Genomic DNA, 24,525 nt, shown 5'->3' with positions numbered 1-24,525 from the left:
ACTATGGAAACCATCATCCTCTTTGGTCCCCTGATCGGTGCCTTGATCTGCGGCTTCGGCTGGAAGTTCATCGGAGAGCAAGCGGGCTGTATCATTGCAACGGGGCTTTTGTTCCTGTCGGCTTTGCTGAGCTGGATCGTCTTCCTGACCTTTGACGGGACAACGGAAACCATTGAAATCATGCGCTGGATCCAGTCCGGCACGTTGGACACGTCTTGGGCCATCCGCATGGACCGGTTGACGACGATCATGCTGATCGTGGTGACCACGGTATCGAGCCTCGTGCATCTCTATTCCTTCGGCTACATGGCCCATGACGAGAATTTCGGCGAAGGCGTCAGCTACAAGCCGCGCTTCTTTGCCTACCTGTCGTTCTTTACGTTTACGATGCTGATGCTGGTGACCTCGGACAACTTGGTCCAGATGTTCTTTGGCTGGGAAGGCGTGGGCGTCGCGTCGTATCTGTTGATCGGCTTCTACTACAAAAAGCCGTCGGCCAATGCCGCCGCGATCAAGGCGTTTGTGGTCAACCGCGTGGGTGACTTCGGCTTCGCGCTTGGTATCTTCGGGCTGTTTTTCCTGACCGACAGCATCAACCTGTCCGACATTTTCGAGGCCGCCCCGACGCTGGCCGAAACACAATTGCACTTCCTGTGGGCCGACTGGAACGCCGCCAACCTGCTGGCCTTCCTGTTGTTCATCGGTGCCATGGGTAAATCGGCACAATTGTTCCTGCACACGTGGTTGCCGGACGCGATGGAAGGCCCGACCCCTGTGTCGGCCCTGATCCACGCCGCGACCATGGTGACGGCGGGTGTGTTCCTTGTCTGCCGCATGTCGCCGCTGATCGAGTTCGCACCAGAGGCCAAAACCTTCATCGTGATCATCGGCGCGTCGACCGCGTTCTTTGCAGCGACCGTTGGTCTTGTGCAAAATGACATCAAACGCGTGATCGCGTATTCGACCTGCTCGCAGCTGGGCTACATGTTCGTGGCCGCTGGCGTCGGCGTTTACTCGGTCGCCATGTTCCACCTGCTGACCCACGCCTTCTTCAAGGCGATGTTGTTCCTTGGCGCGGGCTCGGTCATCCACGCGATGCACCACGAGCAGGACATGCGCAACTATGGCAACCTGCGTAAGAAGATCCCCTATACCTTTGCGGCAATGATGATCGGCACGCTGGCCATCACCGGCGTCGGCATTCCGTTGACGCATATTGGTTTCGCGGGCTTCCTGTCCAAGGATGCGATCATCGAGAGCGCGTGGGGCGGTGGATCGGGCTACGCGTTCTGGCTGCTGGTCATCGCGGCTGTGTTCACCTCGTTCTATTCGTGGCGTCTGATGTTCATGACATTCTACGGCACCGAGCGCGGCGACAAGCATACGCATGAGCACGCTCATGAAAGCCCGAAAACCATGCTGATCCCGCTGGGTGTTCTGGCTATCGGCGCGATCTTCTCGGGGATGGTTTTCTTCAAGCCGTTCTTCGGCGACCACCATGATGTCGAGAAGTTCTTTGGCATCACCCAAGGCGAGCAACATGCGCTGGTGGACCCGAACACAATGAGCATGGCGGCGGTTGCGGCTGGCACTGAAGAGGGTCACGGCGACGCGGTTGAAGGCGGCGAAGGCGAGGCCGCGCTGCCGGGGCAGGGTGCCATTTACATGGCCCCAGACAACCACACGATGGACAACGCCCACCATGCGCCTGCATGGGTCAAGGTCTCGCCCTTCATCGCGATGCTGATCGGCTTCTTCACGTCCTGGCTGTTCTACATAAAGAGCCCGAGCCTGCCGGGTCGTCTGGCGGCAAACCAGCCGCATCTTTACCAGTTCCTGCTGAACAAGTGGTATTTCGACGAACTCTATGACGTGATCTTCATCCGTCCAGCCAAGTGGTTTGGCAACTTCTTGTGGACGCGCGGCGATGGCAAGGTCATTGACGGCTCGATCAACGGGGTCGCCATGGGCGCGGTGCCGTTCCTGACCCGCCTTGCAGGCCGTGCGCAATCGGGCTTCATGTTCCACTACGCCTTCGCCATGGTCATCGGCGTGGTTCTGATTATCACATGGTTCGCCATCGGCGGCCCGAGCATCGGGGGGGCCGAATAATGGACAACCTGCTTTCCGTTATCACCTTCATGCCGCTTGTTGCGGCGCTGATCCTCGCGCTTTTCCTGCGTGGCGACGATGAAGCGTCTCAGCGCAACGCCAAATGGCTGGCCTTGATCGCCACCAGCGTGACGTTCCTGCTGTCGATCTTCGTTTATACGGGGTTCGATCCTGCCAATACCGGCTTCCAGTTCGTGGAAGAGCGCGACTGGCTGATGGGCCTGCAATACAAGATGGGCGTCGACGGCATCTCGGTCACCTTCGTACTGCTGACCACCTTCCTGATGCCGATTGTGATCGCTAGCTGCTGGGACGTGAAAACGCGGGTGAAGGACTACATGATCGCCTTCCTGCTGCTCGAGACGCTGATGCTTGGCGTGTTCTGTGCGCTGGACCTGATCCTGTTCTACCTGTTCTTCGAGGCGGGCCTGATCCCGATGTTCCTGATTATCGGCATCTGGGGCGGGGTGAACCGCATCTATGCGTCGTTCAAGTTCTTCCTTTACACGCTGCTCGGCTCGGTGCTGATGCTGGTCGCCATGATCGCCATGTATATGGACGCAGGCACCACCGACATTCCGACGCTACTGACGCATACCTTCGCGTCCGAGACGTTCAGCGTTGCGGGGGTCACCGTTGTGGGTGGCTTGCAGACATTGATGTTCCTTGCCTTCTTCGCCAGCTTCGCGGTGAAGATGCCGATGTGGCCAGTCCATACTTGGTTGCCTGACGCGCACGTTCAGGCACCGACTGCGGGTTCCGTGGTGCTGGCGGCGATCCTGTTGAAGATGGGCGGCTACGGCTTCTTGCGGTTCTCGCTGCCGATGTTCCCTGTCGGGGCGGAGGTGCTGGGCATCTATGTGCTGTGGCTGTCGGCGATTGCGATTATCTACACCTCGCTGGTGGCGCTGGCGCAGTCCGACATGAAAAAGCTGATCGCCTATTCTTCGGTCGCCCACATGGGCTATGTGACCATGGGTATCTTTGCGGCCAACCAGCAAGGTGTGGACGGGGCGATCTTCCAGATGATTTCGCACGGGTTTATCTCGGGCGCGTTGTTCCTGTGTGTGGGCGTGATCTACGACCGCATGCACACCCGCGAGATCGACGCCTATGGCGGGCTTGTGAACCGCATGCCGGCTTATGCGCTGATCTTCATGTTCTTCACCATGGCCAATGTCGGCTTGCCGGGCACGTCCGGCTTTGTCGGGGAATTCCTGACGCTGATGGGCGTGTTCCAAGTGAACACATGGGTTGCCATGTTCGCGACCACGGGTGTGATCTTGTCGGCGGCTTACGGCTTGTGGCTTTACCGCCGCGTGGTCATGGGCGACCTGATCAAGGAAAGCCTGAAGTCGATCACCGACATGACCACCCGAGAGCGTGCGATCTTTGCGCCATTGGTCTTTATGACCATCCTGCTGGGCGTCTACCCCGCGCTGGTGCTGGACCTGATCGGGCCAAGCGTGGAAGCGCTGGTCTCCAATTATGATACCGCGTTGCTTGATAGCGGCGTGACCACGGCTGTGGCCGGACACTAAGGACGGATAAGATGATCCAAGCTGACCTGAATATCGTTCTGCCCGAAGTTCTACTGGCGGTTTTCGCCATGCTGGCGCTGATGGGCGGGGTCTACACGACCAAGGACAAAGCCGCACCGGTGATCCTGTGGGCCACCAGCCTTGTGTTTGTGCTGCTTGCCGCATGGATCGGGGTCAACGGAGAGGGCACGAACGCGGCCTTCGGCGGGGCCTTCGTCGATGACGGGTTCTCGCGCTTTGCCAAGGTGACGATCCTGCTATCCGCCGCCGCCATTCTGGTGCTAAGCCAAGACTTCATGACCCGTCAGGGCCTGCTGCGGTTCGAGTATCCGATCCTTGTGGCCTTGTCGGTTGTCGGCATGATGATGATGGTCTCGGCAGGCGACTTGATGGCGCTGTATATGGGGCTGGAGCTGCAATCGCTGGCTTTGTACGTCGTGGCCTCCCTGCGCCGCGACTCGGTGAAATCCACCGAAGCTGGCCTGAAATACTTTGTGCTGGGGGCCTTGTCGTCAGGCATGCTGCTTTACGGCTCCTCGCTGGTTTATGGCTATGCGGGTACCACCTTGTTCACCGGCATTTTCTCGACCGTGAATGCGGGCGACATCTCACTTGGTTTGCTGTTTGGTCTGGTCTTCGTTGTGTCGGGTCTGGCCTTCAAGGTCTCCGCAGCACCGTTCCACATGTGGACGCCCGACGTCTACGAAGGCTCCCCCACGCCGATCACCGCGTTCTTTGCGACCGCGCCGAAAGTGGCGGCGATGGGCCTGTTTGCCCGCGTCGTGCATGATGCGTTTGGCGGGGCCGTGGCGGACTGGAGCCAGATCGTGGCGTTCCTGTCTGTGGTCTCCATGTTCCTTGGCGCAATCGCAGCGATTGGCCAGCGCGACATCAAACGCCTGATGGCCTATTCCTCGATCGCCCATATGGGCTTCGCGCTGATGGGCTTGGCTGCTGGCACCGCCGAGGGCGTGCAGGCGATGCTGATCTATATGGCGATCTATGTGACGATGAATATCGGGACCTTCGCCTTCATCCTGTCGATGGAGAAGGACGGTCAGCCGGTGACGGATATCGACGCGTTGCAGAACTACTCCAAGAAAGAGCCGACACGCGCGCTGGCGATGCTGGTGTTGATGTTCTCGCTGGCAGGCATCCCGCCGCTGGTGGGCTTCTTCGGAAAGTTCTATGTGCTGAAAGCGGCTGTCGATGCCAATATGGCGTGGCTGGCTGTGGCCGGTGTGATCGCGTCGGTGATCGGCGCGTTCTACTATCTGCGCGTTATCTACTACATGTATTTTGGCGAAGAGCGCGACGCGCTGAACGGCTCCATGCCGATGGTCAACTGGCTGCTGCTGGTCGGCTCGGCGGCTGTGATGGTGCTGGGTGTGATCAACCTGTTCGGCATCGAAGGGCTGGCATTGGCCGCCGCAGGTGCGCTTGTCAACTGATCTGTGGCCCGAAGGCGTCGACCGCATCATCCTTGATGAGGTCGGCAGCACCATGGTTGAAGCGGCGCGCCTTGCGCCGGAGCTGAAACGCCCGACATGGATTATGGCCCGTCGCCAGACCGCCGCCCGCGGGCGGCAGGGGCGGGCTTGGCAGAATCCCGAAGGCAATCTGGCCGCTACATTGCTGATGCGCCCGTTAGGCGGTCCGGCGGATGCGGCTTTGCGCTCGTTCATGGCGGCGAATGCGTTGTTCGAGACGCTGGCGCTGCATGTGGATCGCACCAAGCTGGCGGTGAAATGGCCCAATGACGTGCTGCTGTCTGGTGGCAAGGTTGCGGGCATTCTTTTGGAAAGCATGGGCACGGCGCAAGGGCTGGACTGGCTGGCGATTGGCGTCGGCGTCAATCTGGCGGTGGTGCCGGACGGGGTGCAGGACGCGGCCTTCCCACCGACGGCACTGTCAGAGCATGGCGACGCGGTCAGCCCCGAAGCGTTCTTGGAGGAACTGGCGGCGAACTATGCCACCGAAGAAGCGATTTTTGCGGAACTGGGCTTTGCCAGAATTCGTGAGGACTGGCTAAAACGCGCCGCGCGGCTGGGCGAGGTGATCACCGCACGCACGTCGCGCGAGGAGATCACAGGCACGTTCGAGAGCATCGACGAAGCAGGAAACCTGATCCTGCGCACGCCGAAAGGCGCGCAGGTGATTGCTGCGGCGGATGTCTATTTCTCGTGAGGATGGTGGGTTGAAAACCCACCTTGCGGGGAAAGGGAAAGGCGGCGCCGCCCGAGCTTATATCGGACGCTGCACATGGGTCAGCCTTGTCTCACCGGTGATTGCGGGTTGCGTGCAATCTGGTCCTTTGGGTGGCCACGTCGGGTTAAACCTCCGTCGGCGGCCAGTGCTAGCAGTGCAGGGTATAGCGCGGAACAGGTTAACGGCGCGCAAAGGCAGCGTGCGGTGCGCTTTGACCCTGACGGTCGCGCACTGTAGAGACGGGGCAAGAGGCGAAAGGGCTTGAGAAATGCTACTGGCGATTGACTGCGGCAACACCAACACCGTGTTTTCCATCTGGGACGGGGAGCGGTTTATCGCGACGTGGCGGACCTCGACCGAGTGGCAGCGCACTGCGGACCAATACTATGTCTGGCTGTCGACCCTGATGCATTTCCAGAAGATCGAGGTGGACATCACCGAAGTGATCGTGTCCTCCACCGTGCCGCGCGTGGTGTTCAACCTGCGGGTCTTCGCGGACCGCTATTTCAACACCCGCCCCATCGTGGTCGGCAAGGATGGCTGCGTGCTGCCGGTGGATGTCCGCGTGGACGCAGGCACCGCCGTGGGACCAGACCGCCTTGTAAACACCGTCGCGGGCTACAATCTGTATGGGGGCGACCTGATCGTTGTCGACTTCGGCACCGCGACCACCTTTGATGTGGTGGACAGTGACGGGGCCTATATCGGGGGTGTTATCGCGCCCGGTGTGAACCTGTCGCTTGAGGCGCTGCACCAAGCGGCGGCGGCGTTGCCGCATGTCGACATCACCAAACCGCAGAACGTCATTGGCACGAATACGGTTGCGTGTATGCAGTCGGGTGTGTTCTGGGGCTATATCGGGCTGATCAAGGAGATCTGTGCCCGCATCAAGGCCGAGCACGGCCGCGAGATGAAAGTAATTTCTACCGGGGGGCTGGCGCCGTTGTTCCAACAGGCCGAGGCCCTATTTGACGAATTTAACGATGACCTGACCATGCACGGCTTGGTGGTCATCAACGAGCATAACAGAAAGAATATCTAAAATGGCAGGCGAACGATTGGTCTACCTTCCCCTAGGCGGGGCGGGCGAAGTCGGCATGAACATGTATCTCTACGGCTACGGGAAACCGGGCAAAGAGCGGTTCATACTGGTCGACGCGGGGGTAACCTTCCCCGACATGGACGGCACTCCGGGTGTCGACCTGATTTTTCCGGACATCGAGTGGATTGCGGACCGCGCAAAGCAGCTGGATGCGATCTTTATCACCCACGCGCATGAAGACCATGTCGGTGCCATCGGGCATCTGTATAGTCGCCTGAAAGCGCCGATCTATGCGCGCAAGTTCACCGCCCATATCGCGGCGTTGAAAATGGCGGAGCATGGGTATGACGGCTCCGAGATTACCGTGGTCGGCAAAATGCCGGAACAGGTGCAGGTGGGTCAGTTCAAGGTCGGCTTTATGCCGATTTCGCACTCGATCCCCGAAAGCTCCGGCCTTGTGATCGACACGCCGGACGGGCGTGTGGTGCATTCCGGCGACTTCAAAATTGACGTGACCCCCGGTGTGGGCGAGCCGTTTGACCATGACGCATGGGCCGCGTTGGCACCGGTTAAGGCGCTGATCTGCGACTCGACCAACGTTTTCTCTCGCCATGAGGGCCGCTCCGAGGCGACCGTTGGCCCGAACATCGTGCCGATCGTGCGCGAGGCGACGGGTATGGTTGTGGCGACCACGTTTGCGTCGAACATCGCACGGGTGAAAACCTTGGCGGAGGCTGGCCGCGAAGCGGGACGGTCTGTCGTGCTGATGGGCCGCTCCATGCAGCGCATGGTGAAGGCGGGCGTGGAGACTGGCGTGGTCAAAAACTTCCCGCCCTACATTCTGCCCGAAGAGGCCCGCGATGTGCCGCGCGAAAACCTGATGATCCTTGCGACCGGATCGCAGGGCGAGCGGCGCGCGGCGACGGCGCAACTGTCACGGGGCAAGTTCCTTGGCATATCCTTGCGCGAAGGGGACACTGTGCTGTTCTCATCCAAGACCATTCCGGGTAACGAGACTTCTGTTGGCCAGATCGTCAACAATTTCAGCGAGTTGGGCGTCGATGTGATCGACGACAAGATGGCGGATATTCACGTCTCCGGCCACGCGAACCGTCCTGATCTGGAAGAAATGCACCGGCTGCTGAAGCCGCAAATCCTGATCCCGAACCATGGCGAGCACCGCATGTTGCGCGAGCACGCGAAGGTGGGTGAGGCCAATGGCATTGCGTCCGTTGTCGCCCCGAACGGCACGATGGTGTCGCTGTCGGGCAACCGGCCCGAGGTGGTCGAGTTTGTCGAGACGGGTCGTCTCTATCTGGATGGCTCTGTGCAAATCGGCGCGCTGGACGGGGTCGTGCGCGACCGTATCCGTATGGCGCTGAACGGGCAGGCGGTGATTGGTATTCTGATCGACGAAGATGACGAGCCGCTGACGGATGCGTGGTGCGAACTGCGCGGGTTGCCGGAAACGGGTCGCTCCAACGCGCCTTTGCAGGACGTTTTGGAAGAAGAGGTGGGGCAATTCCTTGGCCGCGCCGATGCCAAGACGGTTGCCAATGACGACAAGCTGGAAGAGCAGATCAAACGGATCGTGCGTCAGGCGTCGCAAAAGGAAATCGGCAAGAAGCCCGAAGTGGTGGTGCTGATTTCGCGGCTGACTGCGTAACCGCTTAGTCCATTGAGACAAAAAAAGCCCCCGAAGCAGTGCGTGCTTCGGGGGCTTTTTCTTTTGATATTCGCGCGCGCCTAGTCGGTGCGGCGGTCGGCGAAGCTTTTCTCGATGAAGGTCGGCAGGTGATCGCCAAGACCAACCACTTTCGGGCCACGATCCTCGTTCCGGCCACGCCCTTTGCCACCGCGAGAGCGGGGCTGGGTGTCGCGGGACTGGTCATGTGATGCGGCTTCAGAGGCTTTCGGCTCCGGTTTCGCGCGTGGTTCCGGTTTTGCCTTGGGTTCGGACTTCGCTTTTGGCTCTGGCTTCGCTTTTGCCTCCGGCTTGGTCTCGGTAACCGTCTCCGGCGCGTCAGCCTTCACCTCGTCTTTGGGTTTCGAGCTGCTGCGAGAGCGGGACCGTGAGCGCGATTTCGGACGCTCGTCCTTGCTGTCGGCGGCAACGTCCGCTTCTGACGCTTTGGACACAGGCGCTTGCTGCTCGCCCACATCACCACGCGGGATCGTGGTTTCGATCAGGTTTTCGATCGCGGCCAGAAGCTTGTCGTCCTTGGGGGTCGAGATCATCATCGCCGTGCCCGAACGGCCCGCGCGACCGGTGCGGCCAATGCGGTGCACATAATCCTCGGCATGGCCGGGAACGTCGAAGTTGAACACGTGGCTTACATTCGGGATGTCCAGACCGCGCGCGGCCACGTCGGAGGCCACGAGGAAGCGGATTTTGCCGTCACGGAAGCCTTCCAGCGTCCGCGTGCGGTGCGACTGATCCAGATCACCGTGGATCGGTTCGGCGTCATGACCGTATTTTTTCAACGACTTAGCAACAATATCGACATCAACCTTGCGGTTGCAGAAGATAATGCCGTTGGTGACTTTCTCACCCTCTTGGTCGATCAGCTTGCGCAGGAAATCGCGCTTTTGCTTGGCTTGAGCGTCGCGGCGGGTGCCGGGAAGTTCGAACAATAGCTGGGTGATCGTGGCCGAGGCCGAGGACTGGCGCGCCACTTCGATCCGCTCGGGATTCGACAGGAACGTGTTGGTGATCCGCTCGATTTCCGGCGCCATGGTGGCCGAGAAGAACAGCGTCTGGCGAGTGAAAGGCGTCATCTGGAAGATGCGCTCGATATCGGGAATGAAGCCCATGTCGAGCATCCGGTCGGCTTCATCGACAACCATGACTTTCACGTCCGACAAGATCAGCTTGCCGCGTTCGAAATGGTCCAGAAGGCGGCCGGGGGTGGCGATCAGAACGTCAACGCCACGGTCGATCTTGGCGTCTTGTTCCTTGAACGACACGCCGCCGATCAGCAGGGCTTTGGTTAGCTTGGTGTGCTTGGCGTAGAGGTCGAAGTTTTCGGCAACTTGCGCTGCCAATTCACGGGTCGGAGCCAGAACCAAGGAGCGGGGCATGCGCGCCCGCGCGCGCCCACGGTTCAGCAACGTGATCATCGGCATGGTGAAGGCGGCGGTTTTGCCGGTGCCGGTCTGGGCGATGCCAAGAACGTCGCGACCTTCAAGGGCAGGGGGGATAGCCCCCGCCTGAATGGGGGTAGGCTCTGTATAGCCGACTTCTTCGATGGCTTTGAGTACTTTAGCGTGGAGCTTCAGGTCTGAGAATTTTATCATGTATATCCAAATTGCGCGGGCCCTTAATGGGCAAGATGCGGCAGAAATTGGGGACGCAGGTTTCAACGCGTCCCTGCGTCGACCTGCGGACGTTTTCCACAGGTAGGGAGCGTTTATCCTGACCGGATCGTAAGGTCAACAAATACAGGGAGTTCAGCCATTTACTGCGTCAAATGGCCGTCGATCATGGGTATCGGCGGCCATTGGTCCGGCATCCGGTCGCTTAACTACGAGAGAATCGGCGGGTTGCGACGAACACGCCCAGCACGACAAGGCCGACCGCGAGCCAGTTCACGCCGATGGCGTTCTCCTTGCCCAGCCCGACCATCGCCATGACGACCAACCCCGAGCAGGTCATGACCGCGCCCAGCATCGCCTGCCATGGGCCGGGACGCATGTCGGCGGTGGTTTTGCTGCCCGCCTCGAAGCGCACGAAGACCAGCACAAACGGGATCAGGACAAGGGTGAACAGCACGACCCAGATCGGGCGGACCGCCCACCAAAGGCCGGTTCCAGGAGGCTCGTGCAATCCGGCCCCGCCAAACACATAGGCGGCGATGCCGACGACGATGAGCAGGGCCGTCATGTGCCACAGATAGATCGACATGATCATCTGGTTGAACACGATCACCCAAGCCCAGACCCGCACGTTCCGCAGCCATGCCTGCGCCAGATCGGTGAGCAATAGAATGACACCGATTTGCACGGCACCTACGGCCAGCATTGCGGTCGTTGGCGGGCGGGTGTTCGACATTTCGGCGCCCGGAACGCTGACCATGGCCACGGGGAAGCCGAACTGGACGATCAGGACATAAAGCCACGCGACACCCAGTGCGATGAAGCCCAGCGCCCATGACTTTGGCCGCTCGGCGCTGCCCCACCAGTAGCCAAGCTGGTGCACGGCGAGCCAGACGAAGGCGTAGTTTGACCAGCGCAACCAGCCCTGATCTGCGCCGAATGCGATGACGTCCACGGCGATTGCAGCAAGGGCCAGCAGGCCAACGGATGCGACCCCGAGCCTGTCCCACATCGCGACTGTTACCGGCACGGCCATGGTCATGATGATGTAGACGGCAAGGAACCAAACCGGCACGAGGGCGGCTTGCGAGGCGCTTGAAATCAGGTCTACCGACACGCCCATGGCATGGGCCACGGCCCCCGCGATGGCCCAGACCAGCACGACTGGAACGGTCGGCTTCAGCAGGCGTGACAGGCGGGAGGCGGCCCAAGCGCTCTTTTTCACCGGGTCTTTGCGAGCCGACGTCCAAGACAACCCGTTGGAGAACCCGCCGACAAAGAAGAAAACCGGCATGACTTGGAACAACCAAGTGGCGTAGTGGGTCCAGCGCTGTTCAGCGAGCAGTATGACGAAGTTCAATTCGCCGTCACGGATGACGCCCGCGACCAACAACCAATGGCCCAAGATCACGAACATGATCGCAATGGCGCGGTAAAGGTCCACCGCGCGGTTGCGGCTGTCAGGGGTACGCTCCGCCGCCCAAGTGGCTGCGGCCAAGAGGCCCTTGGGCATCTTCTCTTTTGCTGGGGATGTGCTCACTGTCGCTGCTCTATCTATTTGTTGTTATTGTTTTTTGACCGTTTTCCGGCCTTGATACAGCAAACATAGCAGATGTGCTTGCGCAAATCGACACTGATGCGCGGCGGAACCCTGAAGCTTTGGCAGACGTTGGCTTATGAACCTCACCCAAGTTAAGGAGAACACCATGTCTGTTAATACAGGATCGGCCAAATGGTCCGGCACCCTCAAAGAGGGCAAAGGCCACGTGTCCACGAAAAGCGGCGCGCTGAACGATCAGCCCTACGGCTTCAACACTCGCTTCGAGGACGCGCCCGGAACCAACCCCGAAGAGCTGATTGGTGCGGCACACGCGTCGTGCTTCTCCATGGCGCTGTCGATGGTGCTGGGCGAGCACGACCTGACCGCAGACAGTATCGAAACTTCTGCCGATATCACACTGGAGCAGCAGGCAGGCGGGTTTGCCGTCACCAAATCGCATCTGACAGTGAAGGCCAGGATCCCTGACGCTTCGGAAGAAACATTCATGGAAGCGGCCAAAGGCGCAAAGGAAAACTGCCCGATTTCTAAGCTGCTGGATTGCGACATCACCATGGACGCCGAACTGGTCAGCTGACCGGCTGGCTCGACTTAGCGCGCCAAGGGGCTAGACCATCATCTCCTTGGTCGCGCTGAGCGTCACATCGGGATAGTCCCGCGCCACGCGGTCGATGTCCCATTGCAGGCGGGTCAGAAAGACCACGTCGCCGTCATTGTCGTGGCTGATATGCTGCTTGTTGGCTTCGATGAACTTGTCCACGGCGGCCTTATCACCGGTGACCCACCGCGCGGAGGTGAATTGCGATGCCTCGAAACGCACGGGCAGGCCGTATTCCAGCTCAATCCGTGAGGCGAGAACCTCGAATTGCAGCGCGCCCACGACGCCGACGATAAAGCCGGAGCCGAAGGCGGGTTTGAACACCTTGGCCGCGCCTTCTTCGGCGAATTGCATCAGGGCCTTTTCAAGATGCTTGGCCTTCATCGGGTCACCCGCACGGCAAGTTTGCAGAAGTTCTGGCGCAAAAGAGGGGATGCCGGTGGCGCGGATCATCTCGCCCTCGGTCAGCGTGTCGCCGATGCGCAGTTGGCCGTGGTTGGGGATGCCCATGATGTCACCGGCCCAAGCCTCTTCGGCCAACTCGCGGTCGGAGGCGAGGAACAGCACGGGGTTGGTGATCGCCATCTGCTTTTTGGAGCGCACATGGGTCAGCTTCATGCCCCGCAAGAAGTGCCCCGACGCAAGGCGCACGAAGGCCACGCGGTCGCGGTGCTTGGGGTCCATATTGGCCTGTACCTTGAAGACAAAGCCGCAAACCTTTGGCTCTTCTGGGGAAATCGCACGCGGGCTGGCCTTTTGCGGCTGCGGCTGTGGGCCGTAATCCGCGATGCCTTGCATCAGTTCCTGCACCCCGAACGAGTTAATCGCGGAGCCGAACCAGATCGGCGTCAAGGTGCCATCAAGGAAGTCTTGGTGATTGAACTCGGGCATCAATTCTTTTGCCATTTCAATCTCTTCAAGGAACTGGCTCAACTGCGCGGCGGGCACATGTTCGGCCAGTTTCGGATCGTCCAGACCGTTGATCTCGATACTCTCGGCGACCTTGTTACGGTCGGCGCGGTCCATTAATTCAAGGCGATCATTGATCAGATCATAGCAGCCCATGAAGTCACGACCGACGCCAATGGGCCATGAAGCCGGTGTGACGTCAATCGCCAGATTTTCTTGGATTTCGTCAATAATCTCGAAGGTATCGCGGCTTTCGCGGTCCATTTTGTTGCAAAAAGTCAAGATAGGAAGGTCGCGTAAGCGGCAGACTTCAAACAGTTTTTGCGTTTGGCTCTCGACACCCTTGGCCCCGTCGATGACCATTACGGCAGCATCCACTGCCGTGAGCGTGCGGTAAGTGTCTTCCGAGAAATCGGAGTGACCGGGGGTGTCGACGAGGTTGAACCGGTGCCCGTCAAAGTCGAACGACATGGCGGAGGCGGACACGGAAATCCCGCGGTCCTTTTCCATCTGCATGAAGTCGGAACGTGTGCGGCGCGCCTCGCCCTTGGCGCGCACTTGGCCAGCCATCTGGATCGCGCCCCCATAGAGAAGGAACTTCTCGGTCAGCGTCGTCTTGCCCGCATCGGGGTGCGAGATGATGGCGAAAGTCCGGCGCCGGGCAATCTCGGGCGGAAGTTCTGGCTGGTTATGTGCGCGGTCTAACATGGGACGGGATATAGAGGCGTCGGCGGGGTTCCGCAATCGGTCACAACGCCTGTCTTGATCGGGACGAGGGACTCGGCCATAGTGAGAACATAGATAGAACATATGTGGGAGAATGAATATGAAATTGATGGATGTTGCCAACGAGTTGGTTGCCGGATGCCGTGAAAACCGCGAACTGGCCAATCTGGACAAGCTTTACGCCAAGGACGTCGTGTCGGTGGAAGCCATGGACATGGGCAACGGGCGCGAAATTACCGGTGTTGAAGGCATTAAGGGCAAACATGCGTGGTTCGACAGCATGTATGAAATCTTGAGTGGCGAAATTTCGGACCCGTTCCCGCATGGGGATGACCGGTTTGCGGTGATCTTCGAGATGAACGCCAAGAGCAAGGAAACCGGCAAGGTGGAGGTGATGAAAGAGGTCGCTATCTATCACGTCGCGGACGGAAAGATCGTGCGCGAAGAGTTCTTCTACGCAGGCGAATAGGTTAGAGCCGCCCCGTTTGCCTTAGCAGGTTTGCCGCGTCTTTGCTTTCCAGCGGGACGCGGCTAAACTTCGGCTCGGACGAGGGCAGGTCCGGAAAGAGTTGCAGCACTTCGGTTGCAATGTCGTCGGGCAGACCTTTGAGGATCTGGCGTGACATGTGCAGGCTTTCGGTCGGCACGCCCTCGGCGTAGAGAATCTGGTGTTGGTCGAAGACCAGCTGCGTGTATTCGACGAAACCGCCTTTGCGGATGAAGATCGTGTCGTCGTTGACCAGATCAATCGCGGATATCAGCACATCGCGGGAGCCGACCATAACCTCGGCCCGCCAGTCGGAAACCAGCATGCGGTGTTGCTGGCTAACTGTGATGTCCTCGGCATTGCCCATTGCGCCATGCGAGATCACGACAGGGGCAAACTCGCCCGCACCTTGTACCGTGCGAGAGCCGACCCAGCGGACTTCCTGCATGCCATTGTCGCGGGTCAGAACGCGATCACCGGCTTTGAGTTGCTCGACAGGGCGTTGGGAGCCGTCAGACATGGTGATGCGGGTGCCGCGACCAAAGCTCATGCCAGTCAGATCGGCGAGCGGGATTTCGCGTGGCGCGTCCTCGACGGCGATCAGGGTGTATTCGACCCCGGGCTCGATCGGACCAAGCGGATAGAAGTAGTTGCGGGCCAGAGGCGCGTCGCAAGAGATGACCAAGGCGTCCACGGAGGCCCCGATCTGAGTCATGAAGGTCAGGCGGGCTGCGATGCGGGTCCGCGTGCCGGGGACCTCGATCTGGCTGCCGTCGGAAACAGAAAATACAGGGCGCAGGCCGGTGCCGGCGCATTCTGAAAGGTCCATCGAATAAATCTGTGCGCTGCGCTTCAGACAGTACCCGTCACCAAGGCAAATGTCGCTGATACCAGCAACCGGATCACCATGGTTCACGCCGTTGGTCACACGGAATTCCGCGGCTGGATAAACCAGAAACGCATGATTGGCGACGAAATCGGTCGGCAGATGGTGTTGCATGTGGCAGCTCACTCATAAACATACAGTGGTGAACAGCTTTGTCAGATCACGATACCAAGCGCCCCCACGCCGACATCCACTGACGAACCCCACCGCCATAGTGAATTCAGGCTTAAAGTATGCGCGGGAAATTGCAACGATTGCAGGGGAATTTGGTTAAATGTGTCGCAAAACTGAATGATCAGCGAAACAATCCCCGCAGAATGGGCGCTTTGATCACCTCGCACTTTAGGGATGACTGCGCCCCCGATGCCACGCTGCGAATCGATAAGTTAGGGCCGGGCCTCTTCTCCCCGCGGCGGATAGTTGCTACGCCTTGGCCAGAGCGAAGATTTTACAATGAATTAAACGGGGTTGAGATGGATCTAGGTATCAAAGGGAAACGCGCCTTGGTGTGCGCGTCAAGCAAGGGGTTGGGCCTTGGCTGCGCCGAGGCGTTGGCGGAAGCAGGTGTTGATCTGGTGATGAACGCGCGCACCGACGGGCCGCTGCGAGAGGCCGCACAAACCATACGCGACCGGTTTGGCGTCGATGTTGTGGCCGTGGCCGCTGACATCACCACAGAAGAGGGCCGCGCCAAGGTTTTGAAGGCTGCGGGGCAGGTGGACATCTTGGTGAACAACGCAGGTGGACCGCCTCCGGGCATGTGGACCGACTGGGAGCGTGATGATTTCATCGCCGCGCTGGATGCCAATATGCTGACGCCGATTGCACTGATAAAAGCGCTGGTGCCGACGATGATGGAGCGTGGCTGGGGCCGCGTGGTCAACATCACCTCACAATCCGTGAAAGCACCGATTGCGGTGCTGGGACTGTCGAATTCAGCGCGCGCAGGGCTGACGGGCTATGTTGCTGGAACCTCGCGGCAGGTGGCCCCTTCGGGCGTGACCATGAACAATCTGTTGCCGGGGATTCACGCAACGGACCGTGCCGTTTCGTTGGATACTGGCGTTAGCAAGCAGCAAGGGATCACCATAGACGACGCGCGCGCAGCGCGTGAGGCTACGATACCCGCCCGCCGCTATGGCACCCGCGAGGAGTTCGGCGCGACTTGTGCGTTCCTGTGCTCCAAACATGCCGGATTTATCGTTGGGCAGAACATCCTGCTGGATGGGGGCGGGGTAAACTCAACCCTCTGATCCATCACGTTTTTGTTGGAACGGCTCTAAAGCCTCGCCCGTCGGGCGGGGCTTTGTTATGCGCGCTTAACTGCAAGATTGCCTACACGGGACCGTTTCATGCTCAGCCTTTATGTCATTGCCGCATTCGGGGCGGTTATTGTGGTCTCGTTCCTGATGGCCCCGCGCCGCGCCACGGTCGAAGGGTTCTTTGCGGGGCAGGTTGCGGGACGTGCGCCGGGGCTTTGGACGCTGGTGCTGAGCCAAGTCACCACATGGATTTTCGCCCGCTCGCTGATGAATTCGGCGATCCTCGGTTACTACTACGGTGCGGCGGGGACGCTGGCTTACGCCGCCTACTACCTGTCCTTCCTGACGGGGGGCTACATCATTGGCCAGTTACGCACCCGCGATGCGACCTCGGTGCAGGACTGGCTTGGGGCACTGTTCGGGGGTGTCGGCACGGGCACCTACAACGCCGTCATCGCGTTGCGGCTGCTGTCTGAGGTGTTCGCGAACCTGTTGGTGGTTGGCTTGATATTCGACGCGGTTCTGCCGGAAGCCGCGCAGGCGGGGACCTATGCCATCGTGGTGGTCGCTTTGCTGGGTTTGGCCTATTCCGCATGGGGCGGGCTTAGCGCTGCTTTGCGCACCGATGTGGTGCAGATGGTGCTGTTTCTGGCGGTGTTCGGCGTGGCGTTCGTGTATCTGATCGCGTCGCCGGAGTTCTCAATGGCCGCGATTGTCACCTCGGAGGGTGCATCCGGTGCGCGCCAAGGCTGGGTGCTGTTGATCGTGGCGCTGTTGCAGGTGTTTTCGTATCCTGCGCATGACCCTGTGATGATGGATCGCGGCTTCATCGCGGACCGCAAGACCACGCGCAATTCCTTCCTGCACGCGTTCTGGCTGTCGGCGCTGTGCATCTTAGCATTTGGCATGTTCGGCATTCATGCGGCCATTCTGGGCGCGGCTTATGAGGGGCAATTGCTGGCCACTTGGGCGGGCATGTTCCCGTCTTGGGTGTTCGTGGCGCTTCTGGTGTCCTTGCTGGTGTCGGCCTTGTCGACACTGGATTCCGCGCTGTCCTCTGCCGCGCGGTTGTGCGTGGAGGAGCTGCGCCTCGCGCCGCGCTCGTTGGCTGGCGGGCGGGCCGTTATGGTGGTGTTCATGATCTTGGGCGGCGCGCTGACCCTGTGGGGCAACGCCACGCTGTTTGACGCGGTGGCGGTGTCTGGCACCGCGTCGATGTTCCTGACACCGGTTTTGGTCGCGGTCTTCGTGTTCGGCTGGTCGGTGCCGTTATGGTCCTACCTTGTGTCCTTTACCGCAGCCATTGCTGGTGCGGCGGCCTATTTCCTGCGCGGGGCAGAGTTCATGGCGATGATCCTGCCGGACGCGCCCAAATACGAGCAGTTGTTGGCGATTTGCGTTGTCGTGCTGGTGGTCGGCTTTGCCGCAGTGCTGATCGGCGCGCGCAGGGTTGCCGACTAGGGGCGGGGCTGTTACCAAATCCCCCGAGTTTTCCGATTGTTTTGATCGGGTAAGAGGCGGCAAGTGACGTGACCCCAAGGCTTGAGTTGAAAAATATCTGCAAGGAATTTGCAGGCAAGCGGGTCGTGTCCGACCTGTCACTAAGTGTGGCACCGGGGCAGGTGACCTGCCTTTTGGGGCCATCGGGCTGCGGCAAATCCACGACCTTGCGGATCATCGCAGGGGTCGAGCGCCAGACCAGCGGCGAGTTGTGGGTCGACGGAAAACTGATCTGCGGCGACGGGATTCGTGTGCCGCCGGAGGGTCGCTCCATCGGGTTGATGTTTCAGGATTTCGCGCTGTTTCCGCATCTGAGCGTCGCGCAAAACGTGGCCTTTGGGCTGACGGGCAGCAAATCCGAGGCGCATACCCGCGTGATGGAGCTGCTAAACCGCGTTGGGTTGGACGGTTTCGAGGCGAAATACCCGCATGAATTATCCGGCGGTGAGCAGCAGCGCGTGGCCTTGGCGCGGGCACTGGCTCCACGGCCGAAAATCATGCTGATGGACGAGCCGTTCTCGGGCCTTGATGATCGCTTGCGTGACGGTATTCGTGACCAAACCTTGTCGGTGCTGAAGGAAGAAGGCACCGCCGTTTTGCTGGTCACCCACGAGCCGCATGAGGCGATGCGCATGGCCGACGAAATCGCGCTGATGCGAGGCGGGCGGATCGTGCAACAAGGCAATCCATACAACATCTACAACGCACCAGTGGACAAGGAAGCCGCAGCGTTCTTTAGCGATATCAATGTGATACGTAGTCAGTCCAATGGCGCGCTGACGGATACGCCGTTCGGGCAATTCCTGACTCCGGGGCATCCGGATGGCGGAGCGGTTGAAATCGTGATCCGTCCGCAGCATCTGAAAATCGACTTTGACCGGCACGGGCAGGGACCTAACCCGACACCGGAGGACGGCACCCCCGCGCGCGCCATCGTGGAACGCGCACGTTTCATGGGCCGCGAGAGCTTGGTGGAGTTTCGGATGGATTCGGACGGATCGCATCTGAAGGCCACGGTGCCTGCGGTGTTCTTGCCGAAAGAGGGCACGACCTTGTGGCTTACCATGCGCCGAGAGCGCTGCTTTGTTTTTCCGGCCTGACCGAAATGAGCCGCTGCGCGGCGCGACATTTTGATTGGCGCTTTTAGGAGCGTTTAGCGCGTGACCATCAGGCGGGTCAGCCCGTGGAAATGGTAGCTCGTGGCGTATTCAGGCTCTTCCGCCAGTGCCAGATCGGGGCAGCGGTCAAACAGAGTTTTGAGCGCGATTGACAACTCCAGCCGTGCCAGTGGGGCACCGACACAGAAATGCAAGCCAGAGCCGAAGCTGGAATGCGGCACCAGTGCGCGGGCGGGATCGAAGCGGTTCGGGTCCGCGTAAACTTCAGGATCGCGATTGGCAGCCCCCAGCAATAGCCCGACTTGTTCGCCCTTTTTGAAGTGGTGACCGAAGGCGTCCATGTCATCCGTCGCGTATCTGGTGAACATGTGCAGCGGCGGATCAAAACGTAGGACTTCTTCGGCGAACAGGTCGGGATCGTCGGGGCGCAGGCCTGTTTGCAGCGCGGTTTTGACGCCGTTGCCAAGGGTGTGGACCGTCGCCTCGTGACCCGCGTTGAGCAGTAGGATGCAGGTTGTGATCAACTCGTCGGTTGTCAGACGCTCGCCGTCCTCTTCCGCGGCGATCAGCTGGGTGATCAGGTCATCGGCAGGGGCTGCGCGGCGGGCTTTGACATATTCCGCAAGATAGGCCGAAAAATCCTGCGCGGCTTTCGCGGCGGCCTCTTCGTCGGCGCGGGTACGGGCGGCCATATACATGCGCACCATCGCGTTGGACCAGCGCAGCAGATCGGGGGCTTTGTCTTCGGGGACGCCGAGCAGGCGGGCGATGATGATCACCGGAAGTTGTTGGGCAAATCCGGTCAGCAGGTCGAAGGGCCCATCGGGGAACGCGTCGATCAGCTGGTGGCTGAGGGTCTCGATTTCAGGGGCAAGTTCCTTGATCCGCCGCGAGGTGAACGCCCGCAAGACCAAGCCGCGCAGACGGGTGTGGCGGGGCGGCTCCAGCTCCAGCATGGAATGCGCCTCGATCGCGTAGAACGGTTTCTGGTGGTCGGGAACGACCGGAGGCGTCGGGTTTTCCCGCCCGAAGCGGCGGTCGCGCAACAGCGCCGAAACCGCGGGCTGTGACGCGGCGACGGGCATGTTGTAATCTTCCCACCAGACAAGCAATCCGAGCGGGCGGATACGGTCATAGAACGGGTAGGGGTTCTGGTTCAGCGCCGGATCGGTGGGCGACTGCGTCACGCGATCCATTTAGATGGCGTCTTCCAAGGCTTTGATAATGCCGGAAAAGTCGCTAGCCTTCAGGGAAGCCCCGCCGACCAATGCGCCGTCCACATTGGACACCGCAAAGATATCGGAGGCATTGCTTGGCTTGACCGAACCGCCGTAAAGCAGCCGGATGGACCGGCCCACGCCCTCGCCAAAGCGGCCTTCGAGCTTGGTGCGGATAAAGTCATGCACGTCGCCAATCTGGCCCAGTGTCGGAACTTTGCCGGTGCCAATCGCCCAGATCGGCTCATAGGCAATGACCGTGTTTTCGCCGGTGAGCACGTCGGGCAGCGAGCCCGCCAGCTGGCCCGCGATGATGTCGAGCGTGTTCGCGGCTTCGCGTTCTTCCAAGCTTTCGCCGATGCAAATCACGACCTTCAGCCCGGCGGCCAGTGCGGCGCGGGCCTTGCCGCGCACATCATCGTCGCTTTCATCGTGGTCTTCGCGGCGTTCGGAATGGCCAAGGATCACGTGGGATGCGCCCGCGTCTTTCAGCATCGCGGCGGAAATGTCTCCAGTATGCGCGCCGCTTTCTTGCGCGTGGCAGTCTTGACCCGCCACAGCAAGAGGGTGATCCGAAGCGGTGACGACCATGGACGAGATCAACGTCGCTGGTGGGGCAATCAACAGATCAACCTTTGGATCAGGGTGGGCTGCGCACAGCGCTTCGACCTCGGCCAATTGGGCCGACAGCCCGTTCATTTTCCAGTTTCCGGCAGCGAGTTTGCGGCGCATGAGCGGTGTCCTTCAGAGATGTTCCAAAGCGCGGGCAGCAAGGGCGCTGGCCTCGGACGGGTCGTCGAGAAACTGGTCGGGAAGCGACCAGTAGGGCATGCCCGTCACTTTGCCGTCCTTGCGCGTATAGGTCCAGCGTGTTCCGCCAAGCGCCTCAATTTCGGGAATAAAGTCGCCCTGTGCCTTGAGGAAAATCTGACCGTCGGAATGTAGAAGGGCAAAAATTTGCCCGTCAGAATAGAGGCAAAGCCCACCCATCATTTTGCGGGTCGATATGGCGGGGATGGCGGCGAAAAGCTCTCGGGCGAAGGCGATATCTGCTTCGCCGACGCTCATTCCTTGGCGAAGAGGCTTTCGTCGAACTTAATCGACTCGCCGCATCCGCATGCTTCGGAAACATTGGGGTTGATGAACTTGAACCCGCTTTCCAACAAGCTGGTTTCATAGTCGATCTGGGTGCCGAACAGGAACATCTGTGCCATCGGCGCGATGATCACGCGAGCACCCTTTTGCTCGACCACCTCGTCGTTGGGCGCGACTTCATCCACGTAGTCCATGGTATATTCCATGCCTGCGCAGCCACCCTTTTTAACGCCTATTTTCAACGCCTTATGCCCGTCGCGCGCCATCAGTTTGGCGATCTGGGCAGCGGCCCGATCGGTGATGGAGACCGCTTGTTTGCCGGGAATGGAAAACATCACATAAACCCCAGTTCCAGACGCGCCTCGTCGGACATCATTTCCATGCCCCAAGGCGGATCCCACGTGATGTCCACATCGACCTGTTTCACGCCCGCAAGAGGCTCCACCGCTTCGGCGAGCCAGCCGGGCATTTCGCCTGCGACGGGACAGCCGGGGGCGGTCAGGGTCATGATGATCGACACTTCGTTCTCGGCGCTGATCTCGATGGTGTAGACCAATCCGAGATCGTAGATATTGACTGGAATTTCAGGGTCATAGACCGAGCGACATGCCTCCACGACATTGTCGTAAAGCGGATGATCGGTGGAGGACGGCTTGATCAGCGGCGCGCCTTCAAGTTGTTCTGTTGGCTGGTTCATTTCTTACATCCATCAGGGATAGTTGAGTAAAGATATAAGGATTAGCTGGGGCATCGTCCAGTGCTGCACCAGCACCAATTTGTCACGCCCCCGTGTGTGAGCCCGTGCGATAGGTCGCAGTCGCGTTAAGCTTTTGGAAAGAACTCACGCATTCTCGCGTCGAAATAGGCGCGGGTCAGGGTGGCGCGGTTGCCTGCGTAGCCGTCATAGTAGCTTTTGCCCGACGAGGTCGGCAGTCCTGCCCATATCCGCGCCAGATTGTTCATAAAGCGTTTGCGCGACATGCGGCCAGCTTGAAACTTGGCAAGCCCCGCATCGGCCAGCAATAAATCCGCCAGCTGATCCTGAACTTCAGGCGAAAAACGCGCCTTGGTGGACAGTCCCGCACGCGCGATCAGGACCCGCAAGGTGGATGGAATGAACTGATAGCGCCCGATGGCGTGGGGTTGGCCGGGGGTGCGTTTGATCCACGCAAGAATTTGGCCAAGGCTCATCTGTGTAGGCCGCTTTGGCGGTTTGACGGATGCACCAACATGCACGGCGTCGTAGCCTTTCGGGCCAGCCTCGGCCAAGGCAATCAGCGATTTCAGACGCGCCACGGGGGAGTTGCCGCCCACATGCGTCAACTCGTAGGTCGTGATGCGGGCGCGGCCTGATCGGGCGCGCTCGATCGGGTCACCGGTGATCCAGTCCTTGTTGCCGAAGCTGCGCCATTTGGCGCGCTCGGTCAGCGAATTTTCCAACTCGTAGCGCGCGGATTGTCCGAACGCAGGGCGCGCCGTGGAGGCCAGCAGGCCGAGGAGGAGCGCGCGCCGGTTCATGATGTTTTCTTGGGTGCTTTCTTCAAGGGAGCGGGGCGCACGCGCATTTCGATCTGGTCCATCAGCAACCCCGCGATGTTCTTGCCGGTGGCCTTCTCGATGCCTTCCAGCCCGGGGGAAGAATTGACCTCCAGAATTTTCGGACCTTCAGAGGAGCGCAGCAAATCAACGCCTGCCACGCCAAGCTTGAACGCTTTGGCGGCGCGGGTTGCCATGTCGCGTTCGGCTTTGGAGATGCGGGTGATCTCGGCAGTGCCACCGCGATGCAGGTTGGAGCGGAAGTCATCGCCTCCGGAGGTACGCTTCATGGACGCGACAACCTTGCCGCCGATCACCAGACAGCGGATGTCCTCGCCCGCTGATTCTTTCACGAAATCCTGCACGAGAAAGCTGGCCTTGAGGCCACGGAACGCGTCGATGACGGATTCGGCGGCCTTCTTGGTTTCCGCCAGCACCACACCCTTGCCTTGCGTGGATTCCAGTAGTTTCACGATCATCGGGGCCGTGCCGACCAGATCCATCAGGTTCTTGGTGTCTTTGGGGGATGCCGCGAAGGCGGTCATCGGCATGCCGATGCGGTGGCGGGCCAGCACCTGATGCGCGTGCAGTTTGTCGCGCGATGCGGCGATACCGGCCGAGCCATTGACGCAATAGGTGCCGAGGGTCTCGAACTGGCGTAGCACAGAGCAGCCGTAGGTGGTGATTGACGCACCGATCCGCGGGATCACCGCGTCGAAACGGGGTAGGCGCTTGCCGTCATAATAGACCTCAGGGGCTTTGGCGTTGATCGCCATATAGCAGCGGGTGGTGTCGATGACCTCGACCACATGGCCGCGCGCCTCGCCTTCGCTGACCAGCTTGGCCGTGGAATAGCTGCCCGCCTCACGTGACAGAACCGCGATCCGCAGCGCGCGCGCTTTGGTGGCGGTGCGCAGCTTGGAGGCGGTATAGACATCATAGCTGAGGTCCGGCTGGCAGAACCGCTCGGACGGGGCAACAACGGTGTTTTCGCGCAAGGCCTGACGGCCCAGCAACATGCGATAAGCCATGGAACCGCGATTGGTCAGCGTCACCTCGATCGGCCAGCTTTGGCCGCCGACCGACAGCATGGTTTCGATCACGTAACGCATTTCCGATTCGCCATTTGACGAGATGACGTCGCGGCGGTCGATGATCGGAGCAGAGCAGGGAATCGTCAGCGTCTCGTTGCCGGGAATAGGATGAATGGCAAAGCGCACTTTGGGACGCGAGGCAGAGCCGAAAGGTTCGATATCGAACGCATGCAGCGCCGAGGTTTTGGCGCCGGTGTCGATCTTTGCCTTGATGGTCGGCAAGGACAGGTCCGGCAGGCTCAGCCATTCTTCCCAGCCGAGTTTTAGAATTGAATCGTCGTTCATATTGGGGCCACTCCCTTGCGCAGAGTTCAGTTTTAG

22 protein-coding genes are annotated in these 24,525 nt (G+C 60.1%); 11 read left to right on the top strand and 11 right to left on the bottom strand.

Annotation, left to right across the window (positions count from 1 at the left end):
• Positions 1-3: 3 nt before the first annotated feature.
• From nuoL to BUB72_RS02290, 6 genes are all read left to right on the top strand, one after another.
• Positions 4-2,112 (top strand): NADH-quinone oxidoreductase subunit L, encoded by a 2,109-nt coding sequence (gene nuoL, locus BUB72_RS02315; RefSeq protein ID WP_073139917.1) that lies wholly within the window; start codon positions 4-6, stop codon positions 2,110-2,112.
• On the top strand, positions 2,112-3,653 hold the full coding sequence (locus BUB72_RS02310; RefSeq protein WP_073139914.1) for an NADH-quinone oxidoreductase subunit M: 1,542 nt from the start codon (positions 2,112-2,114) through the stop codon (positions 3,651-3,653). The genes nuoL and BUB72_RS02310 overlap by 1 nt, the downstream gene beginning before the upstream one ends.
• 11 nt (positions 3,654-3,664) lie before the next feature.
• Positions 3,665-5,104 (top strand): NADH-quinone oxidoreductase subunit NuoN, encoded by a 1,440-nt coding sequence (gene nuoN / locus BUB72_RS02305; protein WP_073139911.1) that lies wholly within the window; start codon positions 3,665-3,667, stop codon positions 5,102-5,104.
• Positions 5,094-5,840 carry a biotin--[acetyl-CoA-carboxylase] ligase gene (locus BUB72_RS02300; protein ID WP_073140484.1) on the top strand — a complete coding sequence of 249 codons (747 nt, stop codon included), beginning with the start codon at positions 5,094-5,096 and terminating at the stop codon, positions 5,838-5,840. The genes nuoN and BUB72_RS02300 overlap by 11 nt, the downstream gene beginning before the upstream one ends.
• Positions 5,841-6,129: 289 nt before the next feature.
• Positions 6,130-6,903 (top strand): type III pantothenate kinase, encoded by a 774-nt coding sequence (locus tag BUB72_RS02295; protein ID WP_073139908.1) that lies wholly within the window; start codon positions 6,130-6,132, stop codon positions 6,901-6,903.
• Between the two features lies 1 nt (position 6,904).
• Entirely contained in the window at positions 6,905-8,569 is a 1,665-nt protein-coding gene (locus tag BUB72_RS02290; protein WP_073139905.1) for a ribonuclease J, read from the top strand.
• Positions 8,570-8,649: 80 nt separating this feature from the next.
• Here BUB72_RS02290 and BUB72_RS02285 read toward each other — a convergent pair whose 3' ends face one another.
• Both BUB72_RS02285 and BUB72_RS02280 read right to left on the bottom strand, forming a co-directional pair.
• Positions 8,650-10,200 carry a DEAD/DEAH box helicase gene (locus BUB72_RS02285; protein ID WP_073139901.1) on the bottom strand — a complete coding sequence of 517 codons (1,551 nt, stop codon included), beginning with the start codon at positions 10,198-10,200 and terminating at the stop codon, positions 8,650-8,652.
• 223 nt (positions 10,201-10,423) lie between these two features.
• Positions 10,424-11,758 carry an acyltransferase family protein gene (locus BUB72_RS02280; RefSeq protein WP_139250590.1) on the bottom strand — a complete coding sequence of 445 codons (1,335 nt, stop codon included), beginning with the start codon at positions 11,756-11,758 and terminating at the stop codon, positions 10,424-10,426.
• Between the two features lie 166 nt (positions 11,759-11,924).
• Between BUB72_RS02280 and BUB72_RS02275 the strand changes: the two genes are divergently transcribed.
• Positions 11,925-12,353 carry an OsmC family protein gene (locus BUB72_RS02275; protein WP_073139895.1) on the top strand — a complete coding sequence of 143 codons (429 nt, stop codon included), beginning with the start codon at positions 11,925-11,927 and terminating at the stop codon, positions 12,351-12,353.
• A 30-nt stretch (positions 12,354-12,383) separates the two neighbouring features.
• On the opposite strand, the gene BUB72_RS02270 is transcribed toward BUB72_RS02275, so the two are convergent.
• On the bottom strand, positions 12,384-13,991 hold the full coding sequence (locus BUB72_RS02270; RefSeq protein ID WP_073139892.1) for a peptide chain release factor 3: 1,608 nt from the start codon (positions 13,989-13,991) through the stop codon (positions 12,384-12,386).
• A gap of 118 nt (positions 13,992-14,109) precedes the next feature.
• Between BUB72_RS02270 and BUB72_RS02265 the strand changes: the two genes are divergently transcribed.
• Positions 14,110-14,478 carry a nuclear transport factor 2 family protein gene (locus BUB72_RS02265; protein WP_073139889.1) on the top strand — a complete coding sequence of 123 codons (369 nt, stop codon included), beginning with the start codon at positions 14,110-14,112 and terminating at the stop codon, positions 14,476-14,478.
• A gap of 1 nt (position 14,479) precedes the next feature.
• Here the strand turns inward: BUB72_RS02265 and BUB72_RS02260 are convergent, their stop codons facing one another.
• Entirely contained in the window at positions 14,480-15,496 is a 1,017-nt protein-coding gene (locus BUB72_RS02260) for a Hint domain-containing protein (RefSeq protein ID WP_073139886.1), read from the bottom strand.
• 359 nt (positions 15,497-15,855) lie between these two features.
• Here BUB72_RS02260 and BUB72_RS02255 point away from each other — a divergent pair, with 359 nt between their 5' ends.
• The 3 genes from BUB72_RS02255 (at position 15,856) to BUB72_RS02245 (ending at position 19,244) form a co-directional block, all read left to right on the top strand.
• On the top strand, positions 15,856-16,635 hold the full coding sequence (locus BUB72_RS02255) for an SDR family oxidoreductase (protein ID WP_073139882.1): 780 nt from the start codon (positions 15,856-15,858) through the stop codon (positions 16,633-16,635).
• Between the two features lie 99 nt (positions 16,636-16,734).
• A complete protein-coding gene (locus tag BUB72_RS02250) occupies positions 16,735-18,105 on the top strand; it encodes an SLC5/6 family protein (RefSeq protein WP_073139879.1) in 1,371 nt (456 codons plus the stop codon).
• Positions 18,106-18,173: 68 nt separating this feature from the next.
• The gene (locus BUB72_RS02245) at positions 18,174-19,244 is read left to right on the top strand and encodes an ABC transporter ATP-binding protein (RefSeq protein WP_073139876.1); all 1,071 of its coding nucleotides are present in this window, start codon (positions 18,174-18,176) and stop codon (positions 19,242-19,244) included.
• 53 nt (positions 19,245-19,297) lie between these two features.
• Here the strand turns inward: BUB72_RS02245 and BUB72_RS02240 are convergent, their stop codons facing one another.
• The 7 genes from BUB72_RS02240 to rimK form a co-directional block, all read right to left on the bottom strand.
• On the bottom strand, positions 19,298-20,458 hold the full coding sequence (locus BUB72_RS02240; RefSeq protein ID WP_073139874.1) for a cytochrome P450: 1,161 nt from the start codon (positions 20,456-20,458) through the stop codon (positions 19,298-19,300).
• Positions 20,459-21,211, bottom strand: coding sequence for a triose-phosphate isomerase (tpiA, locus tag BUB72_RS02235; protein ID WP_073139871.1), 753 nt, complete (start codon positions 21,209-21,211; stop codon positions 20,459-20,461).
• Positions 21,212-21,223: 12 nt separating this feature from the next.
• Complete coding sequence (locus tag BUB72_RS02230; RefSeq protein WP_073139869.1) at positions 21,224-21,547, bottom strand: TfoX/Sxy family protein; 324 nt, start codon at positions 21,545-21,547, stop codon at positions 21,224-21,226.
• Positions 21,544-21,909 carry a HesB/IscA family protein gene (locus tag BUB72_RS02225; RefSeq protein WP_073139867.1) on the bottom strand — a complete coding sequence of 122 codons (366 nt, stop codon included), beginning with the start codon at positions 21,907-21,909 and terminating at the stop codon, positions 21,544-21,546. Before BUB72_RS02225 ends, BUB72_RS02230 begins: the two co-directional genes overlap by 4 nt.
• Positions 21,909-22,271: an SUF system Fe-S cluster assembly protein gene (locus BUB72_RS02220; RefSeq protein ID WP_073139864.1), complete on the bottom strand. Its 363-nt coding sequence runs from the start codon at positions 22,269-22,271 to the stop codon at positions 21,909-21,911. The genes BUB72_RS02225 and BUB72_RS02220 overlap by 1 nt, the downstream gene beginning before the upstream one ends.
• A 125-nt stretch (positions 22,272-22,396) precedes the next feature.
• Positions 22,397-23,092, bottom strand: a complete 696-nt coding sequence (locus BUB72_RS02215) for a lysozyme family protein (protein WP_073139861.1) — start codon at positions 23,090-23,092, stop codon at positions 22,397-22,399.
• A complete protein-coding gene (rimK, locus tag BUB72_RS02210) occupies positions 23,089-24,489 on the bottom strand; it encodes a 30S ribosomal protein S6--L-glutamate ligase (RefSeq protein WP_073139856.1) in 1,401 nt (466 codons plus the stop codon). The genes BUB72_RS02215 and rimK overlap by 4 nt, the downstream gene beginning before the upstream one ends.
• Positions 24,490-24,525 lie beyond the last annotated feature (36 nt).

The sequence above is a fragment of the Litoreibacter ascidiaceicola genome, assembly GCF_900129235.1.
Lineage (GTDB): Bacteria > Pseudomonadota > Alphaproteobacteria > Rhodobacterales > Rhodobacteraceae > Litoreibacter > Litoreibacter ascidiaceicola.
This window is presented reverse-complemented; position numbering and strand designations above follow the sequence as displayed.